Annotated in this window: 15 protein-coding genes and 1 pseudogene; 7 read left to right on the forward strand and 9 right to left on the reverse strand. The window is 50.2% G+C overall.

Features of this window, described 5'->3' with window-relative positions:
• A pseudogene (locus ACN4EK_RS30270) lies at positions 1 to 327 on the reverse strand (ATP-dependent DNA helicase RecG); the annotation flags it as partial.
• Between the two features lie 9 nt (positions 328 to 336).
• Positions 337 to 1,242, reverse strand: coding sequence for a hypothetical protein (locus ACN4EK_RS30275; RefSeq protein ID WP_431662165.1), 906 nt, complete (start codon positions 1,240 to 1,242; stop codon positions 337 to 339).
• Positions 1,243 to 1,401: 159 nt separating this feature from the next.
• Between ACN4EK_RS30275 and ACN4EK_RS30280 the strand changes: the two genes are divergently transcribed.
• Positions 1,402 to 1,656: a hypothetical protein gene (locus ACN4EK_RS30280; RefSeq protein ID WP_431662166.1), complete on the forward strand. Its 255-nt coding sequence runs from the start codon at positions 1,402 to 1,404 to the stop codon at positions 1,654 to 1,656.
• 78 nt (positions 1,657 to 1,734) lie between these two features.
• Here ACN4EK_RS30280 and ACN4EK_RS30285 read toward each other — a convergent pair whose 3' ends face one another.
• On the reverse strand, positions 1,735 to 2,505 hold the full coding sequence (locus ACN4EK_RS30285) for an SH3 domain-containing protein (RefSeq protein WP_431662167.1): 771 nt from the start codon (positions 2,503 to 2,505) through the stop codon (positions 1,735 to 1,737).
• A gap of 566 nt (positions 2,506 to 3,071) precedes the next feature.
• Here ACN4EK_RS30285 and ACN4EK_RS30290 point away from each other — a divergent pair.
• From ACN4EK_RS30290 to ACN4EK_RS30305, 4 genes are all read left to right on the forward strand, one after another.
• Positions 3,072 to 3,938, forward strand: a complete 867-nt coding sequence (locus ACN4EK_RS30290; protein WP_431662168.1) for a DNA-methyltransferase — start codon at positions 3,072 to 3,074, stop codon at positions 3,936 to 3,938.
• A gap of 94 nt (positions 3,939 to 4,032) precedes the next feature.
• Positions 4,033 to 4,440: an Npun_F0494 family protein gene (locus ACN4EK_RS30295; protein WP_431662169.1), complete on the forward strand. Its 408-nt coding sequence runs from the start codon at positions 4,033 to 4,035 to the stop codon at positions 4,438 to 4,440.
• Between the two features lie 64 nt (positions 4,441 to 4,504).
• Positions 4,505 to 5,986: a cobyric acid synthase CobQ gene (gene cobQ / locus ACN4EK_RS30300; protein WP_431662170.1), complete on the forward strand. Its 1,482-nt coding sequence runs from the start codon at positions 4,505 to 4,507 to the stop codon at positions 5,984 to 5,986.
• Positions 5,987 to 6,282: 296 nt separating this feature from the next.
• Entirely contained in the window at positions 6,283 to 6,522 is a 240-nt protein-coding gene (locus tag ACN4EK_RS30305) for a 2Fe-2S iron-sulfur cluster-binding protein (RefSeq protein WP_431662171.1), read from the forward strand.
• Positions 6,523 to 6,594: 72 nt separating this feature from the next.
• On the opposite strand, the gene ACN4EK_RS30310 is transcribed toward ACN4EK_RS30305, so the two are convergent.
• Positions 6,595 to 7,890, reverse strand: a complete 1,296-nt coding sequence (locus ACN4EK_RS30310) for a Glu/Leu/Phe/Val family dehydrogenase (RefSeq protein ID WP_431662172.1) — start codon at positions 7,888 to 7,890, stop codon at positions 6,595 to 6,597.
• A 247-nt stretch (positions 7,891 to 8,137) separates the two neighbouring features.
• On the opposite strand from ACN4EK_RS30310, the gene ACN4EK_RS30315 reads away from it, so the two are divergent.
• Positions 8,138 to 8,533, forward strand: a complete 396-nt coding sequence (locus ACN4EK_RS30315) for a hypothetical protein (protein WP_431662173.1) — start codon at positions 8,138 to 8,140, stop codon at positions 8,531 to 8,533.
• Between the two features lie 22 nt (positions 8,534 to 8,555).
• Here the strand turns inward: ACN4EK_RS30315 and ACN4EK_RS30320 are convergent, their stop codons facing one another.
• Entirely contained in the window at positions 8,556 to 9,653 is a 1,098-nt protein-coding gene (locus tag ACN4EK_RS30320) for a sugar transferase (RefSeq protein ID WP_431662174.1), read from the reverse strand.
• A gap of 515 nt (positions 9,654 to 10,168) precedes the next feature.
• Here ACN4EK_RS30320 and ACN4EK_RS30325 point away from each other — a divergent pair.
• Positions 10,169 to 11,737, forward strand: a complete 1,569-nt coding sequence (locus tag ACN4EK_RS30325) for an iron uptake porin (RefSeq protein WP_431662175.1) — start codon at positions 10,169 to 10,171, stop codon at positions 11,735 to 11,737.
• Between the two features lie 11 nt (positions 11,738 to 11,748).
• On the opposite strand, the gene ACN4EK_RS30330 is transcribed toward ACN4EK_RS30325, so the two are convergent.
• The 4 genes from ACN4EK_RS30330 to ACN4EK_RS30345 all read right to left on the reverse strand — a co-directional run bounded on the left by ACN4EK_RS30330 (position 11,749) and on the right by ACN4EK_RS30345 (position 18,600).
• Positions 11,749 to 11,994, reverse strand: a complete 246-nt coding sequence (locus ACN4EK_RS30330; protein ID WP_431662176.1) for a hypothetical protein — start codon at positions 11,992 to 11,994, stop codon at positions 11,749 to 11,751.
• 167 nt (positions 11,995 to 12,161) lie between these two features.
• Positions 12,162 to 15,680 (reverse strand): WD40 domain-containing protein, encoded by a 3,519-nt coding sequence (locus tag ACN4EK_RS30335; RefSeq protein ID WP_431662177.1) that lies wholly within the window; start codon positions 15,678 to 15,680, stop codon positions 12,162 to 12,164.
• Positions 15,677 to 17,806, reverse strand: coding sequence for an AAA-like domain-containing protein (locus ACN4EK_RS30340; RefSeq protein WP_431662178.1), 2,130 nt, complete (start codon positions 17,804 to 17,806; stop codon positions 15,677 to 15,679). Before ACN4EK_RS30340 ends, ACN4EK_RS30335 begins: the two co-directional genes overlap by 4 nt.
• 83 nt (positions 17,807 to 17,889) lie before the next feature.
• Complete coding sequence (locus ACN4EK_RS30345; RefSeq protein WP_431662179.1) at positions 17,890 to 18,600, reverse strand: ATP-binding cassette domain-containing protein; 711 nt, start codon at positions 18,598 to 18,600, stop codon at positions 17,890 to 17,892.
• Positions 18,601 to 18,804: the final 204 nt, after the last annotated feature.

The raw sequence follows: 18,804 nt of genomic DNA on the forward strand, positions 1-18,804 counted from the left end.
AGATGTGTATAAGAGACAGGGTAAGGGGGATAGGGGCGGTGGGGAGCCTTCCGGCTTGGTTTCATAGACCCGTTGCATTTGCTGAAGGTAGCGACGGGTTTCAGCCACAAGGTGTTGCCGCTCGTGGAAGCTGAGTTCTGAGTAGGTCGTAAATTGGCTACCGAAGTCCTGTAGCCGTCGTTGCTGATCGAAGGAGAAGTCTCCCGCCGGTTGGTTTAATGTCAGGCTGAGAAATTCGCTAAAGCGATAGTAATTACCTTGCAGATCATTAAATCCATGTTCTGCTTCCTTGGAAAGCGCTTTTTGTAGGCGATTCCAGTCCATCATGGCAATCTGCTATTCCTCAAACCAACTGGCACGCCAGGCATCTTGAGCGTGGGCGATCGCTCGTTCCTGCTGCTTTTTGTAATATTCTCGCCCAATCGTTTTCAGACGACCAGAGAAATTTCTTAACCGAGTGCGGGCAGCCGTCACGGGAGTATTGGCAAACTCAATATCGGATAAGCGTAAATGAATCGCCACAATATGCACCATTGAGGGAGATGGCGGTTCCTCACTGTCTTCCTCGATCGCGGCATCATTCGCTGAGGCAATTAATACATTGAGTAAATTCGGGGAATGGGGAGCCACATCAGACATTTCCGCTTTGCTAGCTGCCTGTAACACTGGCTCAGGCAACTGTTTCGGTAAAATTCCTGCCTGCTGTAACACGCGATTTACGGCATGGGATACGGTGCGTAATTCTTCGGCAATATTTTGTTCTAAGGCTTCTCGCCAATGGGCTAGATCGGTAGGAGTTAGCGATCTCGGGGCTTTAGGTTCGGGGTCTACTGGTGGCTCTGGCTCTGGCTCAACCGGAAGGGCTTCTGTCGGCGTTAGCAATTCGGTTAAGGGATCAAGGTTGGTAGAACTGGGTAGAACTTCTCCTGATTCAGGGGTATCGAGGAGTTCGATCGGCGTTGGAGGATACAGTTGAGCCAGCAAATCTTCTTGAAGCTGGTTGGCTAACTGCCGAATCTGCTGCTGAAGTTGCTGCCGTTGGCTGAACGACAGATCTAAAAATTGGGTGGGGTAGCCCTGGGTACAAACATGGTAGCTGGCTAGAATGAGCTGCTGCCGCGCTGCCTGCCCCAAGACTGTAAGATAGCTGGAATAAGCTTGATGAAACTCTTCCGCCAGTTCGGCAATGAGCTTATCGATCGCCGCTAAATCCTGTTCAATTTGTTCGACTGATCCAACCATCGTTGAGCACAATTCTATTCCGATACAAACCGTTCTCCTTTCAGAATAGCGGGTGGATTGATGATTGCCGAAATCCTCGAATTTGATCGGATGACGGGGAACAACGATCGAGCTATAGTAAGTCGCTAGAGATATCCCAGCATTTCGAGCAATGTGACCATGAACCTGATCAAACAAATCCTGCTAGTCTGTACCGCGATCCTGGCATCCCTCTCACTTCTGGCGGCTCCAATGCAGGCGGCAACCGTGGCTGATTTACCCCAGGTGACAAAGGCTGAATCGATCAGGGTTGACTCGAACCTGGCTGTCATTCCGGCACAACCCGCTGACCATCCCTTGATCAACCCAGGCTGTGCCTGCGCCAGTTGCGTCAAAACCACAGAACTACTCCAGGGCAAGCTACCGGGTATGTAGTTAGCGACAAACCTGTTTCCCACATATCAATGGGGCGATCCTGTAGGATCACCCCCAGTCATCTGAATAGGTGAATGCCTAAGTTAGACGGCGGTAAGCAACCCGAGCATCTAACCGGGCGGCGCGGAGACGATCGGAGACAGCGCGAGCTTCGTAATAGTTCGTGTAGGCACCTGCATTAATAAAAGCACCTTGTCGTGCTCGATCCGGAAACGCCCTCCCCACAACCCGGCGAACCTGACTGAGCAGTTGGGGGCTATCACCTGGAACAACCACTATATAAGCGGGAGCTTGTACGGGTGTAGATGTTCCGCCTGTCCCGCCTACATTGCCAACGCCACCGTTGGTTCCAGGTAGCCTTGTAGATACATTAGCCTCATTACAGTTGCTGTAGTATACAGGGCGGGTAAACGTGCCATCCCCAACATTACAGTCACCCGGATAACTGGTTGCCAATGTTCCAGCTACAAATTCCGTGGCGACCCAACCGGGACTCCTCAGTTTGCCCCAGCGATACCCATCTGCAACAACTCGCTGATCGGTTAGCTCCAGCAAGGCTCCATCACTGGCACCGCCAATCACGGGGTAAGTCAGTCCGGGTCCCGAGCGAATATTTAACCCAATCCCCGAAGAGGTCTCGACAAACCCATCACCTTCACGTCCCGTGGTGCTAACTGGGCGATAGTAGCCCATACACTCTTCATAGTTATCAAAGTTGCAGTTCTGTGCCGTTGCCGATTCAGCTATAACACTGAGGCTGGAGGCTGCGATCGCAAGACTCGCCAGACCGATCCAGGTAGGATGCGATACTTTGGCAACAATTCTGTGTACCAAACTTGGAGTTTTCATATTTAATGGTGAGGTAAACGACAGGGGTGGCCGACCCCATCAAGGTGAATGACCTGCATCAATGGTGCAGAAATTCTGCCATTCCAAAGCAGCGGGCAATCTTGAAACTGCCCAATTGAGCGAAACCTAGTAAGGTGATTCATCTGCCAACAAATCAACCTACTCTCCGCATCAGACGTATTGGCAGTACGGCTTTTAAGTAAGGAGAATAGGGTGCGATTGTGGTCGATCTGGACATCTCGATATTCGCGATCGAGATCATTACCTTACTAGGGGATCGCTCAGTTGCACATGTTTATAAATTGCCCCAGATTATTCCCAATCTATCAGAAACCTATCTCTTCCGTATACCGTACTGAAGGGGCATATTTTGGATCAATCAAGGGCTGAATGCAACATTTGCGGCGGTTTTCTGAAAACCTGGAGATATTTCAACTTAAGATTGTGAATCTCCAGGGTTATCAGTAGTGTATTAATAGTAGTGTAAGATACATCTACCCCTAGATTTGGCGTAATCAAATAAATTTAGCCACTGAATGCTCTAGAAGTTTGGCTGCCTAGCAAACGTGAATTGTTCCCTCACAATTGCCTATCAACATCGCAATGGCACTCTATTTTGTGGCAATGCCTTAGAGTGGTTACTCACTCTTCAGACAGAGTCCGTAGATTTAATCATTGCCGATCCTCCCTACAACTTGAGTAAAGCGGAATGGGATACATTTGCATCGCAACAGGCTTATATTGACTGGTCAATCCAATGGATTAAAGAAGCCGCTCGCATTCTCAAGCCAACTGGATCGCTTTATGTCATGGGATTTTCCGAGATTTTGGCGGATCTAAAACATCCATCCTCGCAGTATTTCGATCGCTGTCGCTGGTTAGTTTGGTACTACAAAAACAAAGCCAATTTGGGTAATGATTGGGGACGTTCCCATGAAGCGATTTTGCTGTTACGGAAAACGAATCGCGCCAAGATGAATATTGAAAATATTCGGATTCCCTACGGCAACCATACGCTGAAATATCCCGTTCATCCCCAGGCAATCACCAGTCAGTACAGCCAAGGAGAAGCCGAAAAACGCTGGACTCCAAATCCTCAAGGTGCCAAACCCAAGGATGTGATTGAGATCCCCACCCTATGTAATGGGATGCGAGAAAAGACAGCCCATCCCACCCAAAAGCCAGAGGAATTAATCCGTAAATTTGTGTTAGCTTCGTCCGATCGCGACGATTTAATTGTTGACCCATTTTCCGGATCGGGAACCACGTTAGTCGTCGCCGAGCAACTCGGGAGAAAATGGCTAGGATGTGACCTCTCTCCCCAATACAATCAATGGGCAATTCAACGGTTACAAACGGTACAACCCCTGCCCGATCGCGAATGGTTTTGGCGCGATCGCAAAAATGAGGAACGTCGCCGCCGAATTCGCTAGGCTATAGCGTGTGTCTCACAATTTTGCCTAAGATAAAGATTGTTAATCTGAACTGTTGCCAAACTATTTCTCGCCACGACACCGTAACTTTGCCATGACCGTTACTCCTACCCCTCGGCAATCGATGCAATATCCTGACCGAACCATCACCCGGGCAGAACGGGCAATGCGGTGCGCTCCGTTTCGGCTCCAGCTATTTACCACCATGATTCAGCAGAGTGTGGCACTACAAGCGATCGCCCAAACAGGAGGAACGGACGGTCAATACACCACCAAACCCTTGTCCGAACTCGCCGTTGAGCAAGAACTCATGTGGTTGATTCAAGTCGGGTTACTCCGGCGGGAAGTCGATGGTCAGGGATTAACGGATAGTTTCCGTGTCACACCGCTAGGTCGGCAATTAGCTGAACAATGGCAACGGGAGCCAGGGCGGGATCACGCTCCGTCTTGGCGCGATCGCCTTTATAATGCACTGAATCGCTGGTTACGGCTGAGTATATAAAGGCTAGAAGATTCAGAATCACTGAATTCTGGATTCTGTGTCCTTCACCGCTTGGGAGTTTTGCATGAAAGCCATTATGGTTGTGGGAACAACATCCCATGCAGGCAAATCACTAATTGTTACCGCTATCTGCCGAATTCTGAGTCGGCGGGGTTGGCGTGTTGCCCCATTCAAAGGGCAGAATATGGCATTGAATGCCTATGTCACCTCTAGTGGTGGGGAAATCGGTCATGCTCAGGCAGTGCAGGCGTGGGCGGCAGGAGTTGTGCCAGCCGTAGAGATGAATCCGATCTTGCTCAAGCCTCAAGGCGACATGACCTCTCAAGTAATCCTCAAAGGCAGGGCGGTCGGTCGGGTGGGGGCAGCGGATTACTATGAACAATTTTTCGAGCCAGGATGGCAGGCGATCGAAGAATCGCTGCATCGGTTAGGCGAAGAGTATGACCTGCTGATCTGTGAGGGAGCAGGCAGTCCCGCCGAAATTAACCTGAAGCACCGCGATTTAACCAATATGCGGGTGGCGAAATATTTGAACGCTCCCACAATTCTGGTTGTGGATATCGATCGCGGTGGCGCATTTGCCCATGTGATCGGAACACTGGAATTGTTAGAACCCGAAGAACGGGCTTTAATTCGGGGGGTGGTGATCAACAAATTCCGGGGGCAGCGATCGCTGTTGCAGTCGGGCATTGATTGGTTGGAACAACGGACTGGCATTCCCGTCGTGGGTGTGATTCCCTGGTTAGATCAAGCCTTTCCGGCGGAGGATTCCTTAAGCCTGTTCGATCGTCACAATACTGCATCCAATGGCGATATTAATATTGCCGTCGTGCGGTTACCCCGGATTTCTAACTTCACAGATTTTGATCCCCTAGAAGCCGAACCCTCGGTTTCCCTCAAATACATCAGTCCCAAACAATCCCTGGGCTACCCGGACGCGGTGATTATTCCTGGCTCCAAAACCACGATCGCTGATCTGATCGTGCTGCATAAAACGGGCATGGCAGAAGAAATTCAGAACTATGTCGCTGCCGGAGGAACAGTCCTGGGGATCTGTGGTGGGTTCCAAATGCTGGGCAAAATCCTGGCTGATCCTGAAGGCATTGAAGGGCAGGAAGGACGCTACAAGGGCTTAGGGCTATTACCGTTAAAAACAGTGATTGCCGGACAGAAAATCGCCCGTCAACGGCTCGTCAGTTCTAATTTTCCCCAGGAAGGTTTACCTGTAACCGGCTATGAGATTCACCAGGGCAGAACCCGGATGATGGAAGATGCGACTGAAGTCACCCATGCGTTATTTGATGACCCCAATTTAGGTATGGTAGATGAGACGAAATCCGTCTGGGGGACTTACCTACACGGCATTTTTGATAATGGGCCCTGGCGGCGTGCCTGGTTAAATCGCTTACGGCAACAACGAGGGCTGAAATCCCTCCCAACCGGAGTGGCGAACTACCGCGAACAACGGGAACTTAGTTTAGACAATCTGGCTAGCGAGATCGAACCTCACCTGGATTTGACTCCATTTTTGCCAGAGCAGAGCTAACGAATTGAGGTCAGTCAATGAATGAGGAGTGGGAAGGGTGAGGAGGTCAGGGAGATGGGAAAGATGAGGGAGAGCCGGAAGTAGATCCAGTTGTTCTGAGATGCTCTGGCGATCGTTCCTCTGGGGTTAATTTAACTTCCAGGCTTTAAAACAAAAATTCTATAGGGCATCATCAAACACCCTATAGAAATATCCCTAACCCTTTCGGTGCAACGTACCCGTTTGTCCTTGACCTCTACAGTAAGGGTTAACTCCAGAAAATCCGACGACGTTTAGACATTTTTTAGAATCCTGCCATGAATGTTTGCATTCACTTCTTGCCCGATGATGTGACGATCGCTGCCCAACCGGGAGAACCGCTACTAGAGGTCGCTGCCCGCGCCGGAATTTCGATCCCGACCGGATGTTTGATGGGTTCCTGCCATGCCTGCGAGGTGGAATTAGAGGATGGCGAAACGATCTGTAGTTGCATTAGCACCGTTCCGGCCGATCGAGAGCACCTCACGATCAACCTATTCTCTGATCCAACCTGGTAACTGACGATCGCGAATTTAATCAAGTAGGGTGGTCATGAAGCCGTAACGCACCCTACGAAAATCGCTAATCATTTAATGGTGACCATTAATGTAATAGTCGCGAGTACCCTTTGCACTGATGGCTTCTCCCAGGCGGTTAATCGCATGAACATAGGCAGCCGTCCGCAGGGGAATCGACAGATCCTGCGCGATCGACCAGATGCATTCCGCCTCCTCGACCATCCGGACTTGCAGCTTTTGGTTGACCTCTCCCAGGGACCAGTACAAGCCACTACGGTTTTGTACCCACTCGAAGTAGCTGACTGTCACCCCACCCGCATTGACCAAAATATCCGGAAAGACATAAATGCCCTTTTGATCCAGGATCTGGTCGGCGGCTGACGTTGTCGGGCCATTCGCTACTTCAAAGATGATGCGGGCTTTGATGCGATCGGCGTTCGCGTCCGTAATCTGATTTTCTAAGGCGGCGGGAACGAGAATATCCACATCTAATTCCAACAAGTCCTCGTTCGTGATTAACTCGTGACCTTCCGCTAAATTGCAGACACTACCATCGCAATACATGGCTTTAATTCCCCGCGTGGAGTTTTTAAACTGCCGAATGCTGGGAATATCCAAACCCGATTTTGCATAGACCCCACCCTGGGAATCGCTGACTGCCACAACTTTATACCCAGCCTGAAACAGGAGATCCGCCAGATAGCCACCCGCATTACCAAACCCTTGAATGGCTACGGTAGTCTCCTGCGGCACCCGATCGAACTTGGGCATCATCGACTGAACGACAAAATACGCTCCCATAGCTGTTGCCGTTTCCCGTCCCAGGCTACCGCCCACCCCGATCGGTTTGCCAGTCACCACTGCCGGACAGTAATAGCGTTTGATGATGCTGTACTGATCCATCATCCACCCCATAATCATGGAGTTGGTGTAAACATCTGGTGCCAGAATATCGACATCCGGCCCAATAAAATCCGCGATCGCGTCAATATAGCCCCGACTCAACCGCTCTAATTCCATGCGGGAGAGGGACTTCGGATTGACTGTAATCCCGCCCTTGGCTCCCCCATAGGGTAGGTTTAGTGCCGCACACTTAAAGGTCATCCAGAACGCTAAGGATTGCACCTCATCCATGTTCACATTGGGATGGTAGCGCACCCCACCCTTACCCGGACCGCGCGTGTCATCATACCGCACCCGGTAGCCCTGGAATACTTTCAATGAACCATCGTCCATCCGGACGGGAATCGACACACTCAGGCTAGTTTGCGGATACTTTAGAGACTCGATCGCATCTTCTGAAACTGTGGTGTATTTCAGGGCTTGTTCCAGCCGTTGACCGGCATCCGATAAGAGTGAACCTGCCATATAGGGCACCTTCTCAATATGAATTTCTACCTATTTACCGGACAAAAACTTTAGCAATAGCAACAAATGTTTGTCCTACTTCCATCATTCCCCAGCCTGAAAAAACTAGTGGCGGATTGATCCCCACAGCAATAAAACGATACAAACTGTAGCCTTTGATACAGATTTTTTGACGCAATTGCCTACGGTAAAATAGAGTAGGAAGCCAGTATTGCCTTGAACTGCACGAGATCAGGAGTGATGTCCTATGGTTAGCCCTGTGTTATCCCGAAACTGGTCGCCACGATTCTGCTCCGTCCGCTTCAGCACCGTGTTCTGCCTCAGTACGATGCTTGCCGTTAGCCTGAATGGGATTGCCAGCGATCGCTCGATCGCAGCAGAACCCATGCCCAGCCGTAAAAGTGATCTGGTAGAAGACAACTCTACGGTGCGAGCGGCGGATTTAGGTGACACATTGACCATAACTTGCAACGTCATCACCCCATTGGTACAGCATCCTCAATGCCCGATTGGGGGAGGTATTCGCCCCGGTGAAAGCTGGTTTGTGGTCAACCAACTGGCAGTCGCGCAGGACGTGCACCTGATGCCCTACCAAATTGAACCAGAGCCAGAGCAACTAACCGTGATCAATGCCACGTTTTAATGCCACAGGTTCATGATGCGGTTTAGACGGCTCCAGAATCTTTATTGAAGATCACCCAAATTGTTTTGAGGATCAGCTTGAAGTCATACATCAAGCTCCAGTTTTCCTGATATTTCAAATCCAACCGGACAATATCCTCAAAATCTAATACCGACGATCGACCGTTCACCTGCCACTCGCCCGTCATACCCGGTTTAATATCCAACCGTTGCCACTGCGGAATTTCGTACCGCTCGACCTCATCTGGGGTAGGTGGACGGGTGCCTACCAGGCTCATTTCACCTTTCAGCACATTCCAGAATTGCGGCAGTTCATCCAAACTGGTTTTCCGCAGGATTCGCCCTACCCTAGTCACCCGGGGATCATTGGCATTCTTAAAAATTGCCCCACTCGCCTGATTTTTCACCAAATGCTTTTTCTTCTCGGCATCCGTCACCATCGAGCGAAACTTCCACATGCGGAACCGCTTACCCATAGAAGAACAGCGAACTTGTCCAAAAAAGATCGGTCCAGGGCTATCCAGTTTAATCGCTACGGCAATCGGGATCAATACGATCGCGGTAATCCCCAACCCCACGATCGATCCGGCAATATCAATTAACCGTTTCGGTAGCGATTTAACCGACGGATGGGTGACAAACGGCTGACCCGGTTTAACAATATTCATCAACCGCTTCGGCATCGATCGTCCGGGTAACGGGTTGGTCAACAACTGAGCCGATTTAATGGATGTCACCGCCGCAGGTTGCGCTGTACCCTGAGTTGTGGGTGCTTTCATTGGCGCTTCCGATCGTTGCTCGATCACAAACATCTTATCGAGCGCCGCCAGTGATAGGGCAGTCATTACCTGGGGTGGCACATTTTGCAAAATCAGTTCCAACTGCTGTTTTTGGGTCAGTTTGCGACTGGCAACTAGCGCCCCCATTCCGCTACTATCCATGAACTTTGTCTGCCCAAAGTCTAAAATCACCCGCTTTAGTTCAGGGTGATCCTGGCAAACTTGCTGAAACTGTTGTTTGAAGGAAACCGCTTGAACCACCGTAAACGCCGGAGGTAAGTGGATGCGACAAGTATGATCCGCGATCGTTACCTGACAGGTGTTATCGTTTGACTCAACCACAGTATCAAGCTCGACTTCATGTAGGTGGGCTAGATAATCAACCGCAACATGCGGATAAACCAAATCATGACCTGAATACTCTGTAGAACCAGCTAAATATCTATCTATAAAGAATTTAAATAGTCTGATACTACTCGTTACGTCGATATAGTTTACGCCATGATGTTACTCAGATTTATGGGTAAATGTCACGGGGTTTGGCTAAATCTAGAATGCCCTCAAACTGAGGACAGCTTGCTATCATTGCACTGCCTGATAATTCCCTTTAACTACAGCCCTCTTTTCATGCCTTCTATTTTGATTGGATAAAGATTTGGCGTAAATACATATTGTTTTGATAAAAGATTTGAGGAATTAGGCTCGGTTGGCAGTTCCCTGTCCGTCAAGCTGAAAGGCTAAACCACCCGGTTCATGCATCCGGTTGAGACTAAGATGCCAGTCCTATCAGGGTTGGGCTTGGCTATCCATCGTCAGGTGGCTGAAGGTTTGTGTGTGTGGTTACGAGGAGCGATGGCATGAAAAGACAAAATTGGCTGATCGGAGGGATCAGCTACCTGGGAATCAGTTGGATTGGATTGGGCTGGCAAGGAGAGGTCGTGGCGGCGGCAGTTCCATCTCTGCCTGGATCACCAGTCGCCCAAGCCAGTGGCAACGGGCTCAACACCTGCGCCGATCCCTTAACCTGCTTGGAGCCCTTCGACGACGATGACCCGATGGCACAGATGCAAACCTTGGAAGCACTTAGTCAGGATGTGTCCCCTACCGATTGGGCATACCAAAGCTTACGATCGCTCGTAGAACGCTATGGGTTGCTGGTCGGGCTCCCGGATGGCAGCTTTCAAGGAAATCGCGCCTTGACGCGGGAGGAGTTTGCGGCTGCCGTGAGTCAAGCGTTGGCTCTATTAAGGGAGCGGGCGGGTTTAGATCAGGAACAATTACAGGAAGATCTGCTGATTCTGGAACAGTTACAGCTAGCCTATGGGGCGATCGCGACGGATCTCCAGCAACGAGGCGATCGGCTGAATCAGCAACTCGCCCAACTGGAGCAGCAGCAGTTTTCTACCACCACAAAGTTATCGAGTCAAACAGTGGGGGTACTGACCAATGGCAGTGGAGCAGCAGGAACGATCGTCCTGCGAACTCGCCTCAACTGGCTTACCAGTTTCACGGGGCAGGATTTACTGCATACGCAGCTAGAAGCAGGGAACAATGGCGGGGATGCGATTAGTCTGGCTCACGATCGTCGCCAGAATCGGCTCGGAACAGAAGGACTCCTGGCAGATGGCGGTGGCTTAGATTATGTGGCGGTTAGCCCCCAAGCTCAGCTTCGGAAGCTTTACTATAGTTTCCCGGTGGGCACAAATCTAAATTTAACCGTAGGAGCACGGTTGTCTCCCAGAGACTTTATTGACTACAACCGCTTTGCCAATGACTCAGCGACCAATTTTGCCTCTAGTTTTTTTGCTAACAATCCGTTCATTGTGCAAAATCAGGTCGATCGTCCGGGTGGGGCTGGCGTTGTAGTTACCTGGCAGCCCAGTCCTCCCCTGACCGTCCGGGCATTATATGTCGCCGCCGATGCCGCCGATCCCGAACAAGGGTTCTTTGCGGATAAGTATCAGGGCAGTGCCGAACTGGAATATGCGTTCACTAGGGATCTCGTCCTGCGCCTGCAATATACCGCCGCCAAGATCAACGGCACTCAGATTTCCGCCGGTGGGTTGAATGCAGAATGGGCATTAAATCGCCAATTTGCTATCTTTGGTCGGCTAGGGATGGCTGGCTATCACGGCTTTAATGACATCCTCGATCGCGACCTGGACTTAACTCCCAAAACCTGGGCGATCGGTATGACGGTGCGTAATTTAGTCATTCCCGGATCTACCGTGGGCATCGCTGCCGGGCAACCCTTTATTGACAGTGATCTGGGGGATGCTACTCAAACCAACATTGAGGCATACTATAGCTTTTTAATTAATGACAATATTAGCTTCAGCCCCCGCCTAATGGTTGTGACCAATCCAGACAACGATCGGGCTAACGCCATTTGGGAATGGGCAATCCGGATGGTGTATACATTCTAAAGCCAGTTCCACTAACCGGAAATTTCCTTAAAGCCAGGATCGCTGCCTCCTCGCGTGGGTGGTTCAGGCGGGTCAGCAAAGTCAACAATAGAATGTAGCGGGGTAGTTCTGTTGGAGATCAGTTCCGCCTGCCCACAATTCCCCTTGTAAGGCATTTCCGCTTCACGCCCAACTTTGCTTACACTGGGCAAGCTAGCCGCAAAAGCAGGAGTGCCATTAAAGGCAATGAGTACAAGAACGAGTGCAAGTTTGTTCATTGGTTTCCCCTTCCTTCCCTCCAGAATTGATGTTAGAGGAGAAGTGATTTAACAGGTCTACCTACCTACTATTTTACTGCCAAACCAAAAGTGTAGATCAACAGTAGGACATAGACCAGGCTTAGTTAATTTTTCACTGAGGTTCTGTCTGCTCCGGAAGCTCTAAATCAAAGGTCGGTTAGCGAAGACTTGGAGCAGATACTTGCCTCTTGGGGGTGAAGAGCAAGATAGTCTTTTAGCCAGGTACAGCCACGATCTAACAAAGCATCGAGTTGCTCAATTCGCCACAGCCGTACCGTACCATCTTTTCCGGCAGCTACCAGATATTGTCCATCTGGACTAAAGCTAACACTATACACCCGACCTTGAAATCCGCGAAATGACGCGATCGGCTGACCAGCCACTACTAACCATACTTGCACAGTGCCATCCTGTTGGGCAATTGCAATACTCTCCCCATCCGGGCTAAAGCTAACATCTAAAGTTCCGCCTCCAGTATTAAATCTGTTTAACGGCTGTCCTGATAAATCCCATAGTCTGACTGTACTATCAGTACCTACAGTAGCAATTTGACTACCCTGGGGACTAAACATAGCATCTAAAACACTCCCTTGATGCCCAGAAAGTTCAAGCACCTGCTGACCAGATAAATTCCAGAGACGAGTCATGCCATCGGCTCCGGCTGTAATTAACCGCTCTCCATCAGGACTGAAGTTCACACTATAAACTGGTTTTTGACTAACATTCCACTGAGCTAATTGTTCTCCTGATATTGCCCAAAGCCGAACAGTACCGTCGTTTCCCGTACTGGCAATTAGGGGTTTAGTCGGACTGAAACTCAAACCATAGATGGCTCCCTGATGCCCACTGAATTTTGTTCGCGATCGACCCATCGTATCCCAGAGCCGAATCGTACCATCCTGACCTGCTGTGGCTAGCCATTGTCCATCTGAACTGAATTTAATGCTATTGATGCCTTGCACATGTCCCTTCAATGCTGCTAACTGCCGACCCGAAGCCTGCCAGAGACGAGCAATGCCATCTTCACCCGCGGCTGCAATCATCTGACCATCGGGACTAAAGCTAACGCTCCAAACATCGCGGCGACTGGCATTCAGTTGAACAACTTGCTGGCGAGAAGTTCCTTGTAAATTTGACAGGTTCCAGAGCCGTACCGTTGTATCCCAACTCCCAGAAAGCAGATGCAGGCGATCGGGGGCAAAACTGATGCTATACACCCAGTTCTGATGTCCTCTCAGTTGAGCTAACTGTTCACCCGATAAATCCCAAATCCGAATGGTGTTATCGGCTCCAGCCGTTGCCAAAAACTGTCCATTTGGGCTAAAACTTACACTGAAAATTAGATCTCGGCTACCTCGCCACTGTGCCAATGCTTGCCCAGATACACTCCAAATTCGCACGGTTTTATCTGCCCCAGTGGTTGCTAATTGTTGACCATCAGGACTAAAGCTCAGGCTAAACACTCCACCTTGATGCCCTTGAAATTGCACCAATTGCTGCCCAGATAGATTCCAGAGGCGGGCGGTATCATCTTGGCTCGCGGTGGCAATTTGTTGACCATCCGGACTAAATTTGGCTGCCCAAATATCCTGACGATGACCACGTAACTGCCCCAATTCCTTCCCCGTCAGATCCCAGATCCGGGCGATCCCATCTGCCCCCCCCGTGACCAATCGTTGTCCATTCGGACTAAAACTGACTGACCAGACCTGCCCCTGATGCCCTTTGAATTGGGCTCGTTCTTGTCCAGTCAAATCCCACAATCGGGCAATCCCATACTCTGAAGCCGTTGCCAAATATTGACCATCGGGACTAAAACTAATACTCATGGTCATTTTGGCTGCCCGATCGATCTTGATCGGGAACTGTTTCAGCAGTTGACCCGATAAACTCCATAACCGCACTGTGCCATCTTCTGAAATAGTGGCAAGGCTTTTGCCATCCGGACTGAGGCTAACACTATAAATTTTTCCCTGATGACCAATGAACTGATTCTGTTCATAGATCTTGTCCAACATAATGTTCAGCGCTAACCAGGGAATTGTAGTGAGAGAACGTTGCCGAGATGAGAACCGATTTTGATTTGCCTGTAATTCTCGCCCTGCTCTCATTCCGGCAAGTAGCGCTTCAATTTCTTGAGTTTGAGCTGTTACAGGATCAGAAATAAACTGGCGTAAAGCATTCACACCTGCTTGCTCTAGCTTCAGCCCTTCCTGGGCGGCCTTGGTGACGATATTTGCCCAGACGATGATGGCGATCGCGGCGATCGACATTACGACCAATCCAGCGAATCCCTTACGAATCGTGCGTTTGGCTTGACGTTGGGCTGCTGCCAAAATTTGATTCGCTTGTTGTTGGGTTTCTAATGCCAGTTGCACCTGTCGTTTATCTAACTCCTGGCTGGCACGTAAATATTGGTAGTCCCAATCACTCAAACTTTTGTAAGCCGACCATTTCAAAGCATCCTGTAACGCCTGCCCTTGCAGGAGCCGGGACTCATCCTGACAGTCAGAAGCCATCCATGCCGCAAACGCTTCTGCATAGGGACGGAGGGCAGCTAGTTCAGCTTCTACCCAACCCAGATTGAACACGGCTTGATAAATCGGATTACTGACTCGTAATAAGCCTTGGCGTTCAACAATCAACCCCGATAGCCGTAGTTCCATGTGTTCCCGGCTGTTATCGATCGGTAATTGAGTCGTTTGCAGCAGTTGTTGATATAACCCTAATAAGCGCGATCGCTGCCGTTCGTCTCGCAACAAGCGATCGCGAATCGTCCGCAAATGTTCGGGCTCATCTTGAGCTTCCCAATTATTGACAATACGGGCAATGACTAAATTTTGTAGCCAGACGACTTCCGTTCCCGCCTCAACAAAACCAGGTGCAGAGTGTACCAATTTACAAAGCTTTTGGGTCAGGAAAGGTTGTCCTCCCGTCCAGCGCAGAATTTCGTGGAGTAACGCTTGGGGATCACTGGACTTAGCCGCTAATCCCACCAGTAGAGGTTGAGCCTCCGGCGGTTGAAAGCCTGCCAGGTGAATCGCTTGTCCGATATTAAAAGGAGTCCGGCTTTTGTCCTGAATTAGATCAGAGGGTGTGGCAACCCCCAACAGAGCAAAGGTGAGTCGCTGGTAGTGTGGTTTATCCGCCCGATCGTTATAACAGTCACGAATCAGGGCAAAAAAATCATCGGTCGAGAAATTGAGGCTGAGAATACTATCAATCTCATCAATAAAAATGACGATCGCGGATGACAGGTGGGCTAACACCACCGTTTCCAGCAACTCGCTCAAGCGTTGCACTGGCGACAGATAATCGCGATCGCGCCACCAGGTTCGGAGATTAATTACTTCGGTCAGGGCAAAACCATTGATCAAACCCCGCGCAATTCCGGCATACCACTGGTCTGCGGTAATATTCTGGCTACCAATTTTGGTCAGGTCGATCGCGGCACAGGCAACTCCATCTGCCTGCAACCGTTGCATCGTCCGAACTCGCAGGCTAGATTTGCCCATTTGCCGGGAGTTCAAGACATAACAAAAGGCTCCGGCAGTTAAGCCGTCATACAGGTCAATATCCGCCTGCCGCATGACATAGGTAAGCGCATCAACGGGTAAGCTACCGCCAACCTGATACTCATAACCAGTCTGAAGTGACGTGTTCATGGGGCTACTTGATAGAGCAGCATCGATTCGGTAATGCCTTTTAACTGGCAGTTACCCAAACTCGTTACCTGTAACGATAAATGGTTTTTGATTACATCATAAACAGTCTGGGAAATACACACTTTACCGGGTTCTGCTCGGGTCTGAAGTCGCGCCGCAATGTTGACTCCCACACCCATGACATCCGTACCACTAAACATTACCTCCCCTAAATGCACCCCAATCCGATGCACCAGCACATCATCCGGGGGCAAACCGATCGCATTCGTTGTCAGCGATCGTTGAATTTCTAAGGCACAGGCAACGGCTTTCACGGCACTGGCAAAATACATCAACAGTCCATCCCCAGTGGATTTCAGTACCAGTCCCTCAAACTCCTGACACAAATCAATCATGCATTGAAAGTCACGATTCACGAGTTCCAGGGTATGGGTCTGGTCGGCTGCCATCCGCGAGGTGGAATTGACCACATCTGTAAACACGATCGCCGCCAGAATATTCTCTTCCTTGAGATTACAGGTGGGCAGAAACGGGAGCCAGCTTGCCGCCAAGCGATCGCGAAAATAGTGGCGATACAGGTTGCAGCGGAAGGTGACATCATTGCCCTGCAAATGCACCAATCCCATACTATAAAGCTGGAATGCCTGCACCGAATCCAATCGCACTGGGGTTTTGGCAGTGACCAATCGCTTAACGGCAAATGCCATTTCGGAGTGGCGCTCCAGATTCCACAAATGTCGTCGCAGATGATCGCCATACAGCCCCGCATCGGTAGGAGCCGTTTCCAGCAATTCCTCTAGAGTTAAATCGCGGCGAGCAATATGATAGAGGGCTGTCCGGACTAAGTAAGGATGTCCGCCGACCATTGCCATTAACTGCTCGACAGCCGCCGTCGTCCAGCCTAAGCCGTGGCGATATGCCAAATGTTTGATTTGGTCAGGCGTGAACTCAGGGAGTTCGATCGGCAATCCCACATTAAATGGCGATTGGTTCACATTCATCGGAATATATACTTCCGTCGAATGCACCACGATCAGCCGCAGTTGCTTCCACAGGTCACTATTTTTCGCGGATTCATGCCATGCCCGTAATAAGCCGAAAAAATCAGCCGCCAGTTCGGCATGGTTAAACACCATATCCACTTCATCCAGACATAGCACCAGGGGATCGCTGATTTCTGGGAGCAGATATTCCTCAAAGTAAGCCGTACAATTATCTTTACTACCGAAAATTTCATCCCAAAACTCCGCTAACCGATTCGGTAAACGCAACCGCCGCGTAATGCTGGCACAGAACCATTTGAGAAACCTATCCAGATCGCTAAAGATCGCCGCATCAGCAATTTGAAAGGTCAACGGTACCGTTCGATATCCCTGTTGTCCGGCATAATGCATCACCCGCGCCATCAACGAGGTTTTCCCCATTTGTCGGGGAGCTTTAATCCGAATCAGGGCACCCGGTTTGACGATCGCTTCATAGCAGCGTTCCTCGATCGGGGGGCGCTCTACATAAAACGCGGAGGCGAGATCCACCTGCCCTTCTGGCAACTCCGGTTCCGCTACTGGCAACGGTAAAGAAGTTGAGAAGAGGGGATAGGATAGGGCAGCTGGAGTCTCTAAGTCCTCTACCACATGCCTGACGGGTTGCTGGTTTTCGATCACCCCTAGAATTTCTCCCAAAATCCTGGGGGTATCTTCAAACGACTTCCATTCCCGTTGTTGAATCTGGTGCAGGTAGCCCCGCAGGTTGTAGCTTAATGGCGAATCTAGGGGAAAATTGACTCGAATGGGGAGAATCATCGGCGTATGGTTCGGGCGACTGTCCTGAAGTTGCTTGGCTCGCCGTACCTCTTCCATCACCATTTCGCTAATCGCCGCCTGCGGTGACAGCAGCAACAGGAAATAATCACACTCCTGTAACTCTTGATCAATCCGCTGTACCCACTTTTCGCCCATGTGGATACTTTCACCCGCCATAAATGCCGCATACCCAGCCGTGACTAAAGCATCATGCAACTGTTGAGCTAAACTCTGGTCTGGCTCCTGGCTACGGTAGCTGATAAACACCCTGGTAGTTTTTGCTTCGATCGCCACCGCAATTCGTTCTGCTGGTTGAGAGAGAGTCATCTGAGATCTGAGCGATTATCCCATAGCATATCTACTATTGTCGGTCTTTCCACCGAAATTCCGATATACCCCATCCAGGTAGATTATTGTCGTGCCAGTAAGGGAGCCGCTTGCAGCAATGTTTGCGTATAGGGATGGCGAGGGTGGGTAAAGATATCCTCTGTGTTACCCAATTCCACAATTTTGCCCGCATTCATCACCGCAATGCGATCGCAGAAAAACCGCGCTACCCACAAATCATGGGTAATAAATAGATAGGTTAGTTCAAACTCCTGTTTTAATTCTCTCATCAAATTTAAAACCTGGGTTTGTACCGTGGCATCCAGCATACTGACCGGCTCATCGCAAATCACCAGTTTCGGATGGGTAATCAAGGCGCGGGCGATCGCCACCCGTTGCTGCTGTCCACCTGATAGCTCCGACGGGTAGCGACGATAGTAATCCTCTGCGGGCAGCAATCCAACCCGCTCTAGCATTGCCAACACCTGGACTTTCGCCTGGGCTGAAGTTGCCAATCGATGAATCAGAAGTGGATCCGCAATACTTTCTCCCACGGTCATCATCGGATTCAAGCAAGCCCGAGGATCTTGAAACACCATTTGCATCTGCCGCCGTTGTTGCTGGATCTCCTGGCGGGATAACCGAGTCAGATCACGTCCCAAAAACTCCACCCGACCCGCCGACGGTCGAATCAACTGCAAAATTGTGCGGGATAACGTACTCTTCCCACAACCCGACTCCCCCACCAATCCCAACGTTTCACCGGGATACAGCTCCAGGTCAATCTCATCCACTGCCCGAATCGTCTGCCCCCCGTCAGAGAACAGCCGCGTTAATAGGTTCTGCTCTAAGGTGTAGTGCTTTTTCAGGTTGTCTAGCCGGAGGAGAGGTGAGGGTGGTGAGGGTGGTGAGGAGGATAAGGGTGGTGAGGGAGCAAAAGTATCGTCTCTATCTCCCCCATCTCCCCCATCTCCCCCATCTGTCTCTTATACACATCT

The organism is Pantanalinema rosaneae CENA516 (assembly GCF_050753385.1).
In the GTDB taxonomy this organism is placed as follows: domain Bacteria; phylum Cyanobacteriota; class Cyanobacteriia; order Leptolyngbyales; family Leptolyngbyaceae; genus Pantanalinema; species Pantanalinema rosaneae.